The sequence below is a fragment of the Pseudomonas sp. MWU12-2319 genome (genome assembly GCF_023242525.1).
Lineage (GTDB): Bacteria > Pseudomonadota > Gammaproteobacteria > Pseudomonadales > Pseudomonadaceae > Aquipseudomonas > Aquipseudomonas gingeri_D.
Genome location: NZ_JALJES010000025.1, coordinates 22974 through 39042 on the forward strand (window position 1 = coordinate 22974; position 16069 = coordinate 39042).

The 16069-nt window shown below is 61.6% G+C and carries 13 protein-coding genes; 7 read left to right on the forward strand and 6 right to left on the reverse strand.

What is annotated here, in order from left to right; genetic code table 11:
- Positions 1–134 precede the first annotated feature (134 nt).
- A complete protein-coding gene (locus tag M5C01_RS29150) occupies positions 135–740 on the reverse strand; it encodes a glutathione S-transferase N-terminal domain-containing protein (protein WP_103497009.1) in 606 nt (201 codons plus the stop codon).
- Positions 741–991: 251 nt separating this feature from the next.
- Here M5C01_RS29150 and M5C01_RS29155 point away from each other — a divergent pair, with 251 nt between their 5' ends.
- A complete protein-coding gene (locus M5C01_RS29155; protein ID WP_152741895.1) occupies positions 992–1867 on the forward strand; it encodes a patatin-like phospholipase family protein in 876 nt (291 codons plus the stop codon).
- Positions 1868–1880: 13 nt separating this feature from the next.
- Here the strand turns inward: M5C01_RS29155 and M5C01_RS29160 are convergent, their stop codons facing one another.
- The gene (locus M5C01_RS29160; RefSeq protein WP_103497011.1) at positions 1881–2573 is read right to left on the reverse strand and encodes a YoaK family protein; all 693 of its coding nucleotides are present in this window, start codon (positions 2571–2573) and stop codon (positions 1881–1883) included.
- Between the two features lie 196 nt (positions 2574–2769).
- Here M5C01_RS29160 and M5C01_RS29165 point away from each other — a divergent pair, with 196 nt between their 5' ends.
- Positions 2770–4416 carry a phospholipase D-like domain-containing protein gene (locus tag M5C01_RS29165; RefSeq protein WP_103497012.1) on the forward strand — a complete coding sequence of 549 codons (1647 nt, stop codon included), beginning with the start codon at positions 2770–2772 and terminating at the stop codon, positions 4414–4416.
- A 5-nt stretch (positions 4417–4421) separates the two neighbouring features.
- Here M5C01_RS29165 and M5C01_RS29170 read toward each other — a convergent pair whose 3' ends face one another.
- Complete coding sequence (locus tag M5C01_RS29170; protein ID WP_152741894.1) at positions 4422–5654, reverse strand: NADH:flavin oxidoreductase/NADH oxidase family protein; 1233 nt, start codon at positions 5652–5654, stop codon at positions 4422–4424.
- Positions 5655–5732: 78 nt separating this feature from the next.
- On the opposite strand from M5C01_RS29170, the gene M5C01_RS29175 reads away from it, so the two are divergent.
- On the forward strand, positions 5733–6158 hold the full coding sequence (locus M5C01_RS29175) for a MerR family transcriptional regulator (protein WP_103497014.1): 426 nt from the start codon (positions 5733–5735) through the stop codon (positions 6156–6158).
- Positions 6159–6218: 60 nt separating this feature from the next.
- Here the strand turns inward: M5C01_RS29175 and M5C01_RS29180 are convergent, their stop codons facing one another.
- Positions 6219–7757, reverse strand: a complete 1539-nt coding sequence (locus tag M5C01_RS29180; protein ID WP_152741893.1) for an MFS transporter — start codon at positions 7755–7757, stop codon at positions 6219–6221.
- Positions 7754–7912, reverse strand: a complete 159-nt coding sequence (locus M5C01_RS29185) for a hypothetical protein (RefSeq protein ID WP_178130007.1) — start codon at positions 7910–7912, stop codon at positions 7754–7756. Before M5C01_RS29185 ends, M5C01_RS29180 begins: the two co-directional genes overlap by 4 nt.
- 103 nt (positions 7913–8015) lie before the next feature.
- Between M5C01_RS29185 and M5C01_RS29190 the strand changes: the two genes are divergently transcribed.
- Together M5C01_RS29190 and M5C01_RS29195 are read left to right on the forward strand one after the other, a co-directional pair.
- Complete coding sequence (locus M5C01_RS29190) at positions 8016–8900, forward strand: LysR substrate-binding domain-containing protein (protein WP_152741892.1); 885 nt, start codon at positions 8016–8018, stop codon at positions 8898–8900.
- 274 nt (positions 8901–9174) lie between these two features.
- Positions 9175–11256 (forward strand): EAL domain-containing protein, encoded by a 2082-nt coding sequence (locus M5C01_RS29195; protein ID WP_152741891.1) that lies wholly within the window; start codon positions 9175–9177, stop codon positions 11254–11256.
- Here the strand turns inward: M5C01_RS29195 and M5C01_RS29200 are convergent.
- A complete protein-coding gene (locus tag M5C01_RS29200; protein ID WP_152741890.1) occupies positions 11253–12698 on the reverse strand; it encodes a DHA2 family efflux MFS transporter permease subunit in 1446 nt (481 codons plus the stop codon). The two genes, M5C01_RS29195 and M5C01_RS29200, sit on opposite strands and share 4 nt — an antisense overlap.
- A gap of 482 nt (positions 12699–13180) precedes the next feature.
- Here M5C01_RS29200 and M5C01_RS29205 point away from each other — a divergent pair, with 482 nt between their 5' ends.
- Both M5C01_RS29205 and tssI read left to right on the forward strand, forming a co-directional pair.
- The gene (locus tag M5C01_RS29205; RefSeq protein ID WP_152741889.1) at positions 13181–13696 is read left to right on the forward strand and encodes an Hcp family type VI secretion system effector; all 516 of its coding nucleotides are present in this window, start codon (positions 13181–13183) and stop codon (positions 13694–13696) included.
- Between the two features lie 282 nt (positions 13697–13978).
- On the forward strand, positions 13979–16063 hold the full coding sequence (gene tssI / locus M5C01_RS29210; RefSeq protein ID WP_152741888.1) for a type VI secretion system tip protein TssI/VgrG: 2085 nt from the start codon (positions 13979–13981) through the stop codon (positions 16061–16063).
- Positions 16064–16069 lie beyond the last annotated feature (6 nt).

Below are 16069 nucleotides of genomic sequence, written 5' to 3' on the forward strand. Positions count from 1 at the left end.
AGTGACTGAGCATTCCGATCGCGACCAAGTATTGTCGAGTTTTGCCGAAATGCCAGTTCGCCACTATGGTGCCGTGTCGGCGGCCTAGTCACTGACCGCCGACAGGATCAACAGGTGTGGGAGGAAGCGGGGAATCAGGTGGCCGGAGTGCTGACGAAAATCTCCAGGCGCTCGGCATAGGCCGTGAATTGTTCGAGGTGCGGATAGTGTGTCGCCAGGCATTGCTCGGGGAGCATCATCTTGCTGAAGCTCCAGGCAACCGCCAGGCTGATGCCTTCCTGGCGAATCGTGCCGTCTTGGGGCAGTTGCTGGCGTGACAGTTCGTTCTCGATCTGCGTGTAGGCGGCTGCCAACTGGCCGCCAACCCGTTCCAGCCAGGGACCATGCTGTTTCTCCGCAGGACGCAGATTCTTCTCATAGACGATTTGCACCGATTTTTCGCAGGCGGCCAGGGCCAGCCCGATCAGTCGCAGTCCGCGCACCTGCTCGGCCAGGCTGGCATAGGCCTGGCCGGGACCGGCGATCAGCGCCAGGTACTCGAGAATCAGTCCGGAGTCCATCAACACTTCACCGCTGTCGCAGACCAGGGTCGGGGCCTTGACCACCGGGTTGATCTGCGCAAAGCGCTCGAAGTCACGAAACACCGAGACCGACTGGTGTTCGAAGGCGATGCCCAGGTGCTTGAGGGTGATGGCGACCCGGCGCACGTAGGGAGAGTCCAGCATACCGATAAGCTTCATTGATCCTGTCCTTTTGATGCGGTGAAGGGAATCCTGGCAGCCCCTGGGGCTTGAACCGGTTACTGTGCTGGACACGCAACTATCCCGAGGCTCCATGAAGAACGCCCTCTCGATCTGAAGAAAGGAGCACTGTCTCGTTCACGGCCAAGGAGGATTGAGTCCGGACCCAATACTAGTTGGCTATCGCGTTGAGTTTCAAGTCACCAGCTATGCTCCTGTATGACCGTCATTGAGTACGAGCGAGGCCTGCCATGCACGCTGTCAAAACTGCCCTCGTGTTGGCTGGAGGTGGGAGCCTCGGCGCGGTCCAGGTGGGCATGCTCAAGGCCCTGGTGGAGGCCCGGGTGAACTTTGACCTGGTGATCGGCGCGTCGGTCGGTGCCATCAACGGCGCCTACTTTGCCGCACGGCCCACCGCGCAGGGAGTGGCGGAGCTGGCGGACTTCTGGCGCAGTTTGCGCAAGGGCGATGTGTTTCCCCTGTCGTTACTCGATACCCTGGGGGCGCTGATCAATCGGCGCGGCTTTCTGTTGCAGGCCACGGCGCTGGAGCGACTGGTCAAGCGAGCGTTGCCCGTGGCACGGATCGAAGACACGGTCCTGCCACTGCATATCGTCACCACCAACCTGCTGACGGGGGCCGAAGAGCTGTTGTCCAGCGGCAGCGCGGAACAGGCGCTGCTGGCCAGTGCGGCGATCCCGTTGGTATTTCCTTGTGTGAGGGTTGGCGACAAGCTGTTGATCGACGGTGGTGTGGCGAGTAACACACCAATTGCCAGCGCGGTCGACCTGGGGGCCAACCGCATCGTGGTGGTGCCGACGGGCTTCGGCTGCGCCTGCCCACAACCGCCCGCCGGCCTGGTGGCCCTGGCGCTGCACACGTTGAACCTGATGAGCATGCGGCAATTGGTGCGGGATATCGAACTCTACGCGCACCGGGCGGGTATTCACGTGGTCGCGCCTTTGTGTCCCTTGGGGATCTCGGTCTTTGACTTCAGCCAGACCGACGCCCTGTTGCAGCGTGCCTATGAACAAACCTGCGTCTGGATCGAGGAGGGCGGGTTGGTTCGTACCGGTGTGCCCGATTCATTGCAGGCCCACACTCACCCCTCGACGCACGGGCATTGAGGGGTAACGCCGGTTACGGCTTGAGCCGGTCGCCACGGTAGACACCCAGGCAGACGCCCACGGCGACCACTACCGGCAGAATCAGCGCCCACAATCCCCAGGCCAGATAGAGCAGGGCGGCGCTGACGCAGCCTGAGGCAAAGGCCAGCAGCGTCGTGCAAATCGGTTTCAGACGTTGTTTGATCACGCTCCGTTGCTGCATGTCCCGCTCGGTCCACAGGGCAAACACATCGACGGCGAACTGGGTGACGTTGCCCGTCATCAGCGTGGTCGGCGGGGTGCCTTTCATATGCTGGCGGGAAATGGCGTTCTGAATCGCCATGGCGGTGACCCCGGTCATGCCGGTGATCAGCGCCGTCGTGCTGTCGCCGTCGATGAAGGGGCCCCAGAAAATCGCCAGGAAAGCGAAGGCGGCCAGTATCAGCGTATGGGTCACCAGCAGCAGGCGCAGCGGCGTCAGCCCCCGACGATGGATGGCCACCGCGGCCAGGTGCGTCAGCCCCACCACCAGCACGAATACCGGTAGCGCGATCAGCTTGGGCAGTGCGCCGGAGGTGCCATGGACAATGCTCACCCCCAGGGTGACGAAGTTGCCGGTGACGTGGGCGGTGAACAGCCCTTGCAAGGCGAGGAAACCCAGGGTGTCGACGAAGCCGCCGTTGAAGCTGAGGGCCGGCCCTACGCTGGGGTGCAAGGGGGATTCCATGGCATGTCCTCTCTGGTTCTGGCGTCGGGGGCACCGGATGGAGTCAGACGGTAACTCGCCGCTTGTCGTTGATCAAGGTCGGACGGTTGAAACCTTGGATGGAAAATTTCATGGTGAAAGTCGCGTATGAAGTGCCTGGCGTCATAAAAATTCGCTACGCTCGAACACCTCAGCGGACTTCCCAAGGATGTGGTGCATGCGCGTACTTCAGAGCAATCCCCAGGACGATTTTCGGGTCAAGGCCTACGCCGGGACCAGTGGCGTGTTGCTGGCCATCGACCTGGCCGAATCGCGGCGGGCCGGCCTGCTCGGTTTTGCCATCGAACGCCAGGAAGGTAGCGGGCCCTGGGAGTTCCTGTTCAACAGCCTGACGTTCCCCGGCAAGGAACACACCTTCCCCCAGTACCACGCGACCCCGAGCAATCTGGCGCCTTTGCAGAAATTCCGTTGGGCCGACTACAACGTCGAGCCCGGCAGCACCTGCAACTATCGGGTGCACCTGGCCTACGGCACGCCCGATGCGCCGCAACTGGGCGAATCACTGGCGGTGACGGTGACCACCGACAATGGCCTGCCCAAGGGCCAGCGAGTGATCTTCAACCGTGCGGTGGCGGCCAGCCAGGGCTTCGAACGCAAATTTCCGGATCTGGACAAACTGATCACCACCCAGAAAAACCTGCCCATCGAAGCCTGGCCCGATGCGGCGCGGCTGTGGTTGGAAAACGGCCTGCTGGAAGAGTTGCTGGGTTTTATTGCCCGTGCAGCGGATGTGCAGTGGGGCCTGGATATCGCCATCTACGAGTATCAGTTGAAAGCGATAGTCGATGCGGTGAACGCGGCGCAGCAGCGCGGTGTGCGGATTCGCGTGCTCTACCACGCCAAGGTCGGTGATGAGGACACCACCCTGAACGAGCAGAGCCTGGCGCCGATTCCGGCCGAGAGCAAACGGGGTCGGGTCACCAGCAATATCTTCCATGACAAGTTCATCGTGCTCAGTCAGCGCGACGCCGGTGGCGAGTACCGGCCTGAAGCCGTGCTCTGTGGCAGCACCAACTTCACCGCCAATGGTGTCTATCGTCAGGCCAACGTGGTGCATGTGCTTGACGACGTCCGCCTGGCCACCGAGTACACCCAGGTCTTCGAGGAGATCTGGGCGGCGCCGGCGGATGTGGCGGCGACCCGCAAGTGGATCACCCAGAACAATCCCATGGACCCGAGCCAGCCGCTGTTCGCCGGGTTTTCCCCGCGTACCGGACAGGGCGATCTGAAGGAGTTCGTGCAGATCATTACGGCGGCGCAGAAGGATGTGCTGTTCGCCACGGCCTTTGCCTTGCCCCAGGAAATCCTCGACGCCTTGCTCGGCAAGCCCCACGACGATGTGCTGCGTTTCGGCTTGCAGAACACCGCCAGCAGCATCTCCGGGATTCATGCCGATCGGACGGATGATTTCGTGGCCACGGCGCTGCTCAATACCGGCCTGGAGGGCTGGATCAAGGAGGGGCTCCTTGGCCAGAAGGGCAACCTGCTGGTGCATACCAAGGCCATCGTCACTGACTTCACCACCGACGCGCCGACCATTATCAGTGGCAGCCACAACCTCAGCGTCGGCGCCAGCGATGGCAATGACGAGAACTACCTGGTGATTCGTGGCGATACCGATCTGGCGGATCGTTATGGCCTGGAGATCCTGCGCTTTTATGAGCACTACCGGTTTCGCTATTACGCGAAGAAGCTGGAGCTCAAGCAGGTCCAGCCGCTGTCGCCGGACAACAGCTGGAGCGATGGGTATTACAAGGATGGCGATTTGAAGATGCTGTCTCGGTTGCGGTTTGCCGGGCGCTAACGGGATCAGGCGCTCAGGTTCTTCATCGCCGCGCGATACTGCTTTGTCCTTCGACCGATAAACAACCGATCCAGCACCAGCGCCCACACCGCCGAAACCTCGGGGTGAGGGCGTTTGCCCTTGCTCAGGCGCTGCAGTTGGAACTTGACCACCGCCATGTTCGCCAAGGCCGCCAGCGGCTTTTTCTTCCAGTGGATCGGTGGCAATTGCGGATGGCTGTCGCGGCCTTCGCGCCAGTGTCGGGGCAGGTGCGGTTCCATGGCCAACGCAGTGCCGATACCGGCCATGGCGATGCCGCTGTCCAGCACCTGTTCGACGATGGGCAAGCGCCGAATGCCACCGGTGACCATCACCGGCATTTTCGCCACCTTCGCCAACTCGCCGGCCATTTCCATGAAGTAGGCCTCCCGCGCCAGGGTGCGACCGTCCCGTGCTTCGCCCTGCATGGCCGGAGCCTCATAGCTACCGCCTGAAAGCTCGACCAGATCCACCGGCAAGTCGTTCAGCCATTCGATCACCTGGCGGGCATCGTCAGCGTCGAAGCCGCCGCGCTGGAAGTCAGCCGAGTTGAGTTTGATCGCCACGCAAAAGTCCGGCGAGACAACGGCCCTTATCGCCTTGACCACCGACAGCAACAAGCGGGCTCGATTTTCCAGCGAGCCGCCCCAACGGTCTTTGCGCTGGTTGCTCAGCGGTGAGAGAAACTGGCTGATCAAGTAGCCGTGGGCCGCATGGATCTCTACACCGGTGAATCCCGCTTGCTCGGCGAGACGGGCGCTGTTGGCGAAACGCTCGATCACCTCTTCGATATCCGCTTCGCTCATGGGGCGAGGTTCGGCGAACATTTTCGAGAAGCCGCCCATATCCAGCGCCACCGCGGACGGTGCCCAGGCGATCTGGCCGAGATTGGCCATGGTCTGGCGTCCGGGATGGTTGATCTGCATCCAGAATTGCGCGCCCTTGGCCCGGCCAATGGCGGCCCACTGGCGGAATTTTTCCAGGTGTTTTTCATCTTCCAGCACCACACCGCCCGGGCCGGTCATGGCGCGACGGTCGATCATCACGTTACCCGTCAGCAGCAAACCCGGTTCACCGTCGGCCCAGGCGCGGTAGAGTTCCATCAACTGAGCGGAAGGCGCGTTATCCAGGTCAGCCATGTTCTCTTCCATGGCGGCCTTGGCGATGCGATTCGGGATCTGTACGCCGTTGGGCAAGAGCAGTGCTTGAAAGGGGGACATGCTTGACTCCGGGGTAGTGGGGAGTTCAGGCTAAGCTTAAACCTAACTTTAATGTCAAGCGTCCATTCGAGGCCTCTTATGAAGATCGGTGAACTGGCCCTGCGCAGTGGCCTGGCGGCGTCGAAGATCAGGTTTTACGAAGCCCAGGGGTTGATTCGCAAGGTACAGCGCCAGGCCAACGGCTACCGTGAGTATCCGGCCGAGGTGTTGCAGACATTGTCGATCATCCAGTGCGCACAGCAGGCGGGTTTCAGCCTCGAGGAACTACGGGCGTTGGTGCCGGTGGCCGAGACCGGGGGCTTGGGCCATGAGGTCATGGTCGACAGCCTGGAGCGCAAGATCGATCAGATCGAAGCCATGCAGGCGCGCCTGGCCCATAGCAAAATGCAGTTGTTGGGGATCGTCAATAGCATCCGCAACCGACCCGATGGGGTCAGTTGCACGGAAAACACCGAGCGGGTATTGGCGTCGATCCAGTCGCCGCAACCACGGCTGCCGCTGTAAGGGCTTCTCAATTGAGCGGCTGAATAATTTCAGTGCCCGTGCGACGAGCCCCGTACGGACTTATTCCCTGGCCAATGAATAAGAGCGGCTGACGGGCAGTGGATGGCGCATCAAACTGCCCACCACCAACGCCCCTGACAATGCCAGCAAGCCCGCGACCCAGAGCACCGTGGCAAAGCCACCGACGAAGGCTGCGCGAGCCAGCGGCTGGACCACCTGGCGTGCGGACTCCGGCAGCGTTGCCATGGCCGCCGGCATATCACCGGCGACCACCCGCGAGGCAATCGCCCGGGCCTGATCGAGCCAGGGCGCGGCCTGGGCGGCAAGGCTGGCCTGGAGCAATTGCTCGGTATGGCTGGCGAGCAGGGCACCGAACACACCGATGGTCAGCATGATCGCGCTGAAGCGCATGGTGGTGCTCATCCCCGAGGCCATGCCGGCCCGTTCCCGGGGTACGCAGGCCATGATGTTTTTCTGGGTGTCGCCGTTGAGCAGTCCGGCGCCGGCACCGGTCACGGTAATCGCCAGGGCAAATGGCAGGTAGCTGCCACTGCCGACCGCCCAGGCGCTGAGCAGGTTGCCGCAACCGACCAGGGCCAGGCCGCTCGCCATCATTGTCGCCGGGGCGAACCGTGAGGCCAGTCGAATACCGATACGCGGGCAGATCAGCATGGCCAGGGCGAACGGCAGCATGCCCAGGCCCGAAGCCACGGCGGAAAAGCCCAGGCCGTTCTGCAGGTAGAACGGCAGCAGGGTCATCATCACCTGGGCGCAGCCGGCATAGGCGAACATCCCCAGCAGGGCACCGATAAAGCGCGGGTGGCGGAACAGTTGCAGGTCGACCATCGGCCGTTGCTGTACCCGCTCGACAAACACGAACAGCCCCAGCAGCGCAGCGCCGCCCAGCAGCCGGGCGTAGGTCAGCGGGCTGTTCCAGCCGATTCGATTGGCTTCGATCAAGCCCCAGATCAGACACAGCAAGGCGCCGCTGAACGCCAGGCTGCCCCAGGGATCCAGGCGCGCCGCCTGGCTGTCCCGGGATTCCGGCACGGCGTGGCGGACCATCGCCATCAGCAGCAGGCCCACCGGCAGGTTGAGGTAGAAAATCCAGCGCCAGCCCAGGTACTGGGTAATCAGCCCGCCGAGGGTTGGCGCGGCGGTCATGGCGACTCCCATGCAGGCACCCCAGAAGGCCCAGGCCTTGGCCCGCTCGGCCTCGTCGTGAAAGACGTGGCCGATGGAGGCGAGGGCGGAGGTCAGCAACAGCGCGGCACCGACGCCCTTGATGGCGCGGGCGATATCGAGGAACAGGCTGTCGGGTGCGGCGCCACAGCCCAGTGACGCGAGGATGAACAGGGTCAGGCCCCAGAGCAGGGTTTTGCGTCGGCCGAAGCGGTCGGCGATGCTCCCCGCCGGCAGCAGCAGGGCGGCGAAGGCCAGCATGTAGGCACTGACCACCCACTCGATATCGGCGAAGTTTGCCCCCAGGTCGCGGGCAATGCTGGGCAGGGTGACGGCAACGATATTGGTATCGAGGACAATCAGCGAGCAGACGCCGGAGGCGGTCAGCAGCGTCAAGCGTGGGCTGACCCGGCTCATGGCTGGGCCTGCGACGGCAGGGCGGCGATGGAGGATCGGGCCAGCTCAAGATCAAGGATTGCCTTGTGGGCAATGGCGGGTGATGAGTCGGCTGTTGCCACCAACGGCAGGCTCAGGCAGACAAAAAACAAGGGAATAAGGGATTTGACGCGCATGGTACAAGCTCTCTACTGTGGCGGTAGAAGCAGCTTATCGCGGGCTGTACGCGACCTTGTTAGGTGGGCTTCGGTACTTCATTACCTTTGAGCTAATGCCCGTATGGAAATTCGTCATTTCCGCTATTTCCTGGCGGTGGCCCGGCAATGCAATTTCACCCGGGCGGCCGCGCAGCTGGATATCGCGCCGCCGACCCTTAGTCGACAGATCCAGGATATGGAGGTCGCTCTCGGCACCCGGCTGTTTTTGCGTGGGCAGCGCGAGGTCACCCTCACCGAAGCCGGTGCGGCACTGCTGCCGGAAGCCGAAGCAACGGTGCGCCAGTTCGAGTTTGCCCAGCGCAATGCGCAGCGGGCCGGACGCGGTGAAGTCGGGCATATCGAACTCGGTTATGTAGCCTCGGCGGTGTATTCCGGGGTGCTGCAGCGCCAGGTCAAGGCCTTCGGCCGGGAGTTCGCCGAGGTCAGCCTTACGGTGCGCGAAAGCCCGATGGCGGTGCTGCCTGGGTTGATCGCCGAGGGACGTTTCGATATCGGTTATGTGCGCTCGCCGATGTCCTTGCCCGAGGGCGTGGATGCGGTGCGCCTGAACGCCGAAGGGTTTGTGCTGGCCGTGGCGGACGATGCCTGGTTGTGCCGTCTGAAACAGATCGGCACCGAACATTTGCAGAATGAAACCTTCATTCTCCCGGAGCAGATCAGCGGCACCCTGCAGGTCGCCGCCCAGGGTGGTTATGCGCCGAAGCTGGGGCCGCAGCCCGGCGGGCTGGTGGCGGTGATCGCGGCGGTGTCCCTGGGGCAGGGCGTGGCGGTGGTGCCCGAATCGGTGGTCGGCCATGTGAACCTGCCGAATGTGGTGTATCGACCGATCCACGGCTGCGAGGCAAGTTCCTGGTTGTCGCTGATTTATCGACGTTTTGAAAAGGCCCCGGCGGTGGCGCGTTATATCGAGCGGGTCAAACGTGAATCTCCGGGAGAGAGGGCTTGATCAGGCCTGGACCGGAGCGACTTACGCCTGATCGGCTATCATCGATTAGGCGACCAGCACGTCAAATAGTGTTGGGCCGGTCGAGCCTGCGCATAATCGATACAGCATGCCGTTGGTCGGTCTTCCCTGGGCGCTGACCTATACGTCGGGCAGGTCCTCCTGAATAATGGCCAGTAGCCAATATTCCACCGTGCACTCGCAGGGAAGCAGGTACAATCCGCCGTTTTTTCACCGAGTTCGGGCATTGCCCGGTTCGATGTTTCAGAGATTCGTCATGCTCATTGGTAGCTATTCCTCCGCGCTGGTCTTCATGTCCCTTTGTGTGGCGATCCTGGCCTCTTATACCGCGCTGGATCTGGCCGGGCGCATTGCCACGGCCAGCGGACGTGCGGTGTACCTGTGGATGGTCGGCGGTGCCATGGCCATGGGCGTGGGGGTATGGTCCATGCACTTTATCGGCATGCTCGCGTTCAAGCTGCCGATTGCCTTGGCCTACGACGGCCCACTGACGTTGCTGTCACTGCTGATTGCGATTCTTTCCAGCGGCTTTGCCCTGTGGCTGGTCAGCCAGCCCAGCCTGCCGGTGGTGCAATTGGCCCTCGGCGCCCTGATCATGGGGGCTGGCATCAGTGCCATGCACTATTGCGGCATGGCGGCACTGCAGATGCAGCCCGGTATCGATTACGACCCGACCCTGTTCGGCGCCTCACTGGTGATTGCCGTGGTGGCCTCGGCGGCGGCCTTGTGGATCGCCTTTCACCTGCGGCGCAGCACACCCTATGTGCGCCTGGCCCGTAGCGGTGCGTCGGTTGTCATGGGGTTGGCGATTGTCGGCATGCACTACACCGGCATGGCGGCCGCCAACTTCAGCCAGGGCAGTTTCTGTGGCGCGGTGGGCAGCGGGTTGTCCGGTAAGGGGCTGGACAATCTGGTGTTGGTCACCAGCCTGGCGGTGCTGTCCATCGCCCTGTTGACCTCGCTGCTCGATGCCCGACTCGAAGCCCGGACCGCCATGCTGGCCAATTCGCTGAGTCAGGCGAACCAGGAACTCATCCATTTGGCGCTGCATGACACCCTGACCGGCTTGCCGAACCGTGTGCTGCTGGCGGACCGGATCGACCAGGCGATGCACAAGGCCACGGACGAAGGCGGTTGCTTTGCGCTGATGTTTATCGATCTGGACGGCTTCAAGCCGGTCAACGATGCGTTCGGCCACCACATGGGCGATCAGTTGCTGCGCGAAGTCGCCCTGCGCCTGCGCGAAGATCTGCGCGGCCAGGACACCCTGGCGCGCATCGGTGGTGATGAGTTCGTGTTGCTGGTGCAGTTGGCCGAGCCGGACGATGCGCTGCAAGTGGCGTCGCGTCAGGTCGGCCTGATCTCCCGGCCGTTCCGGGTGGGCGACCACGACCTGCTGATCTCCGCGAGCCTCGGCATCGTGCTGTTCCCGGGCAACGGTCAGACCGCCGAAGAATTGCTGATGAACGCCGACGCGGCGATGTATCACGCCAAGGGGGCGGGCAAAAACGGCCACAGCTTCTTCGATGCATCGATGAACAGCAACGCCCGCAAGCAGTTGCAACTCTTGCAGGACCTGCGCCAGGCCTTGGAACAGCAACAGTTCCGTCTTTTTTACCAACCCAAGTTCGACGCCCTGAAGGGCACACCGATCGGCGCCGAGGCTCTGTTGCGCTGGGAGCACCCCGAGGAAGGGTTGTTGCTGCCGGACAAGTTCATCGCCCTGGCGGAAAAGACCGGCCTGATCATCCCCATCGGCGACTGGGTACTGAACGAAGCGTGTCGGCAAATGCGCTTGTGGTATGAGCAGGGCTACCAGGACTGGCGTATCGCGGTGAATCTCTCGGCCCTGCAGTTTTGCCATGTGGGCCTGGTCGACAGCGTGGCCAACGCCCTGGCCCGGCATCAGTTGCCGGCCAACAGCCTGACCCTGGAGATCACCGAAACCACGGCCATGAGTGACGCCGATGCGAGTATGGAAGTGTTGCAGAAGCTTTCGGACATGGGCGTGGACCTGTCCATCGACGATTTCGGCACCGGCTATTCGAGCCTGATGTACCTCAAGCGTCTGCCGGCCAACGAGTTGAAGATCGACCGCGGTTTTGTCCGTGATCTGGAGCATGACTCTGATGATGCGGCGATCGTTTCGGCCATAGTCGCCCTGGGCCAGGCGCTGGGGTTACGGATCGTCGCCGAAGGGGTGGAAACCGATATGCAGCAGAGTTTCCTGACCCGTCTGGGGTGCGACTCCCTGCAAGGCTACTTGCTGGGGCACCCCTTGCCGGCGGAGAAATTCATGGCTGATATCGGCCGGCTCGAACGTCAGGCTGCAAGCTAGGCCTCGGCACCACCCAGGCTTTCACCGCTTTTGTTGCGCATCATGACTGCGGCCAGGCCCGCACCCAGCGCGGCAAACACCGCGCCCACCAGAAAGGCGCTCTGATAGCCGTCGTTGAGGGCCGAGAGTGCCGACACTCCTGCTGCCAGATGCGATTCGGTACGCGCCGCGGCCAGGCTGGCCAGTGCCGCCAATCCCAGTGCGCCACCCATCATGAAAGCGGTATTGACCACGCCGGAAGCCAGCCCCGACTCGGACGGCGCGACGTCATTCATCGCCGCCAGCAGCAACGGATTGAAGGCAATGCCCGCGCCCAGGCCGAGCAACAGCATGCCCGGGAGAATGTTGGGCAGGAAGTGGCCGTCGACCGGCGCCTGGGCGAACAGCAGCAGCCCCAGGGCCGCCAGCGCCAGCCCGACCGCCAGGGGCAGGCGAATGCCGAAACGCATCACCAGCCTGGCCGAGATACCCAGGGAAAAGACCGCCATGATCAGGTTCGCGGGCAGGAACGCCAGTCCCACCTCCCAGGGCGTGTAGCCCAGCACCAACTGCATGTACAACGCTGACAGAAAGAACCAGGCGAACATCGCGGCGGCCCAGAGCACGCCGATGATATTGGCGATGGCCAGGTTGCGCAGGCGGAACAGGCGCAACGGCATCAGCGGGACTTTTACGCGGGTCTCGATGACCAGGAAGGCCAGCAGCAGGCCGACGGCAATCAGCAGTTGCGCGACGGTGCGCAGTGATGTCCAGCCCATTTCGTTGCCATTGACGATGGCGTAGACCGCCAGCATCAGCGAGGCGGTCACGCTGAGTGCGCCGGCCACATCGAGGTCGCGGGACGGGTGCTGGTTGAGGGTTTTCGAGAGCAGGCGCAGGGACAGTGCGATCACCACCACGCCGATCGGCAGGTTGACCAGGAAGATCCAGTGCCAGCTCAAGGTGCTGGTGAGCACGCCGCCGAGCAGGGCGCCCAGGCTACCGCCACCGGCACAGACAAAACCGTAGACGCCCATGGCCTTGGCCCGGTCGGCCGGTTCGCTGAACAGGTCCATGATCAGCGACAGGGCCACGGCGGTCACCACGGCGGCGGCCAGGCCTTGAAAGGCCCGGGCCCAGATCAGCGTTTCCTGGTTGTGGGCCAGGCCACAGGCCAGCGAGGCGAGGGTGAAGAAGCCGATACCGAGCAGGAACAGGCGTCGATGGCCGTAGAGATCACCCAGGCGACCGCCCAGCAGTAGAAAGCCGCCGAAGGTCAGCATATAGGCGTTTACCACCCAGGCTAGGGAGGTTTGCGTGAAGTGCAGATCGGTCTGGATCGACGGCAGCGCGACGTTAACGATGGTGGTGTCGAGCACGATCATCAGTACCCCGAGGCACAGGACGATCAAGGCGAGCCAGCGGTGGTCCGACCCGGCTGCGGGGGAGGCAGGTGCTGTCATGAGGGGATCTCTCGTGTGAGGGCCGGCGAGTTTAGGTCGCGGGTCGCGCCGGGCTCAATAGAGAGAGTGTAGGGAGGTTGTTAAGGGCTTACCTGCCTACCGCCACAGGGAACTGGTCCAATTGTGGAGCCTGACACCGGGATAAGCCTGTCTGCGCAGGCGCGTCGAACAGGTCGAGGGGCCGGGTTTGGCGCCTGAGGTCGTTGTGTAAAAAATTGCGCAATCGATGCCCTTCATGCCCCGCGACGAGGAGTTTTCCTCCGTGTTCTCGGGGGTGTTGTCGGAGTGTGAAAGCTTTGTCTTCAAGTGTGTAAAAACTTTCACACTTTTCAGGAGTTCCAGCCTGATTTTATCAGGTTGATTCTGTGAGTGTTTGTTAACTATATGTTTTTAAACGATAAATAATTTATGGCATAAATCTCGCCATGAGTCATCAGCGTTGGGCGATACCTGCTCAGCCTTTAACTCAAGGAAATTGACTCATGCCAACACCCGCCTATCTGTCCCTCAAAGGCACCAAGCAAGGCCAGATCACTGACGGTACTTTCACCGAAGCATCGGTCGGCAATATTTTCCAGGAGGGCCATGAGGACCAGATTCTGGTTCAGGCTTTCGATCATCAGGTGATCATTCCTCGCGATCCGCAATCGGGCCAGCCGACAGGGCAGCGTGTTCACAAGCCGCTGATGATTACCAAGGTCTTCGATAAATCCTCGCCGCTGATTTTCAACGCATTGACGTCCGGGGAGCGTTTGGAGAAGTGCCGCCTGGAGTGGTTCCGTACCTCGTCGACTGGCACTCAGGAGCACTATTTCACCATCGAATTGGAAGACGCGATCATCGTTGATGTGACGTCGAAAATGCCGAATTGCCAGGACCCCGAAAACGCCCACTTCACGCACACCGAAGACGTGTATTTCACCTATCGGAAAATTGTCTGGACTCACGAGATCTGTGGGACGACCGGCTCTGACGACTGGCGCGCACCGTTGATTTAACCCGGCTCGGCCTTTGACAGGCATCACCCGGCACTGATCGATTGGCCAAGCACTGCAACGACTCGTTGTCATTACGGGTCGTTGTTTTCGGTGTTATGGCCGGGTCTGGTGGTTTGGGACTGTCGCTGTTCTCTGTTCAGGGCATGTCCGAAAAAGAGCGTTTTCGATGACAAATAGGGATACGTCCTACATACCTGTCGAGAGCGTTCAGTCCTAATTTGACGTTGCCTTCTCACATCATGACGACGTGAAAACCCTGCTTTCCGATCAAGAGGACAAGGGATGTTCATACCCTCCAATCGGGCTGTTTTCAGCCTGAAGATCCCCGCAGTCCAACACGATTTGCGGGTGCTCAAGTTCCGTGCTGAAGAGTCCATCAACCGACCCTATAGCGTGACGCTGGAAGTGGTCAGCGAATCAGCCGAGTTGGATCTTGAAAGCTTTCTTCATTGCTCTGCTTTTCTGGCGTTCGACACCGAAGGTCACGGGATTCACGGCAAAATCGATCAGTTCGCCCAGGGCGACTCCGGTTCGCGTTTCACCCACTATCACCTGATATTGGTGCCCCAGCTTTACACGCTTGGGTATCGGATCAATCAGCGTATTTTTCAGCAGCAAACAGTTCAGCAAATCATTACGACGGTCTTGGAGGAGCATGGGATTCTCGAAGACCGCTACCAGTTCAAGCTCAGCTCGACGGTGTATGAACCTCGCGAATACTGCACGCAATACGATGAGAGCGATCTGCACTTTATTCAGCGCTTGTGTGAGGAGGAGGGCTGGCACTATCACTTCGAGCACAGCGAGGAGGACCATATCCTGGTCTTCGGCGATGCGCAGACGGCCTTCAAGAAACTGGAAGTGCCTACACCGTATAAGCATGGCGCAGGCATGGTCGCGGACGAACCGGCGATCCACCGTTTCCAGGTGGGTGTGCGGACAACGGTTTCACGCGTCACACGGCGTGATTACGACTTCAAACAGCCGCATTTCGAGCTGGAGGCCTCGACGTTGGGCGACGATCCCGACGCGGGACAAAAATATCCTCATCTGGAGGATTACGAGTACCCCGGGCATTTCAGCGATGAAAATACCGCTAAGCGCCGGGCGGCCCGTGCCTTGGAACGACGCCAGATTGAGGGGCGCCAGGCCCAGGGTGAGAGCGATCAGCCCTCGCTGAACAGCGGCCATTATCTGGAGATTACCGGGCATCCCCGAAGTGAATGGAACGATCTTTGGTTACTGACTGGGGTTGTCCATGAAGGCAAGCAGCCGCAGGTGCTCGAAGAGTCGTTGGGGGCTGAGGTGTCCACGTCCAAGGACGACTTCACCCAGGGCTATCGCAATACGTTCAGTGCCACGCCTGCGTTGGTGTTCTACCGACCACAGCTTGAGCATGCGCGGCCCTCGTTGCTCGGTAGCCAGACGGCGCGGGTGACCGGGCCTGACGGCGAAGAGATCCATTGTGATGAGTATGGTCGGGTCAAGGTCCGTTTCCACTGGGATCGGGCTCGGCAGGGCGATGAGCACAGCAGTTGTTGGCTTCGGGTGTCCGCCGGCTGGGCGGGCCCGCAGTTCGGTAGCGTGGTGATTCCCCGGGTCGGTATGGAAGTGGTGGTGAGCTTCCTTGAAGGTGATCCTGATCAGCCCCTGATCACCGGCTGCTTGCATCACCAGAACCACCCCACGCCTTATGACCTGCCAGAGCACAAGACCCGCAGCGTCTTCAGAAGCCGCAGTACGCCGGGCGCAGGCGGCGCGAACGAACTCTACATTGAGGACCGAAAGGGGGCAGAAGAGGTTTATCTGAGGGCTCAACGCGACTTGCGTACCTGCGTACTCAACGACAGCCATACCGAGGTGGGGAATGAGCGGCATGAAACCATCAAGGGCAACCGCTACAGCGAGTTGCATGCCGAAGAACACCTGACCATTGCCGGGGATCGGCGGGTTCGCCTGTCGGCCAACGACTCTCTGTCAGTCGCGGGCCGCTGTCAGCTTGATGTCACGGGCGCGTGGGTGGTGCAAGGCGGTGAGCAGATTCACCTGCGCTCGGGGGCCGATCTGATTCTCGATGCCGGGGCGCAACTGACCCTCAAGGCGGGCGGTCATCATCTGGTGATCAATGGCGATGGCATTTTTTGCAGCACGTTGCCGTTGGTGGGTGGCTCTGCGAGCTCAGGGCAGGCACTGATGTCTGTGCTTCCGCAACGGCCGGGCGAGACCGTTAAGGAGCTGACGGAGCGGGTGTTGGCGTTGACGCCATTGATGTCCATGGAGTCAGCCACGCCGCCCGTTGAGAAAGCCGTCTGCGAGGAGTGCTTGCTCAGGGGACAAAAGCAGGCCGAACCGTTTACGCCTCGTTAAGTCGCC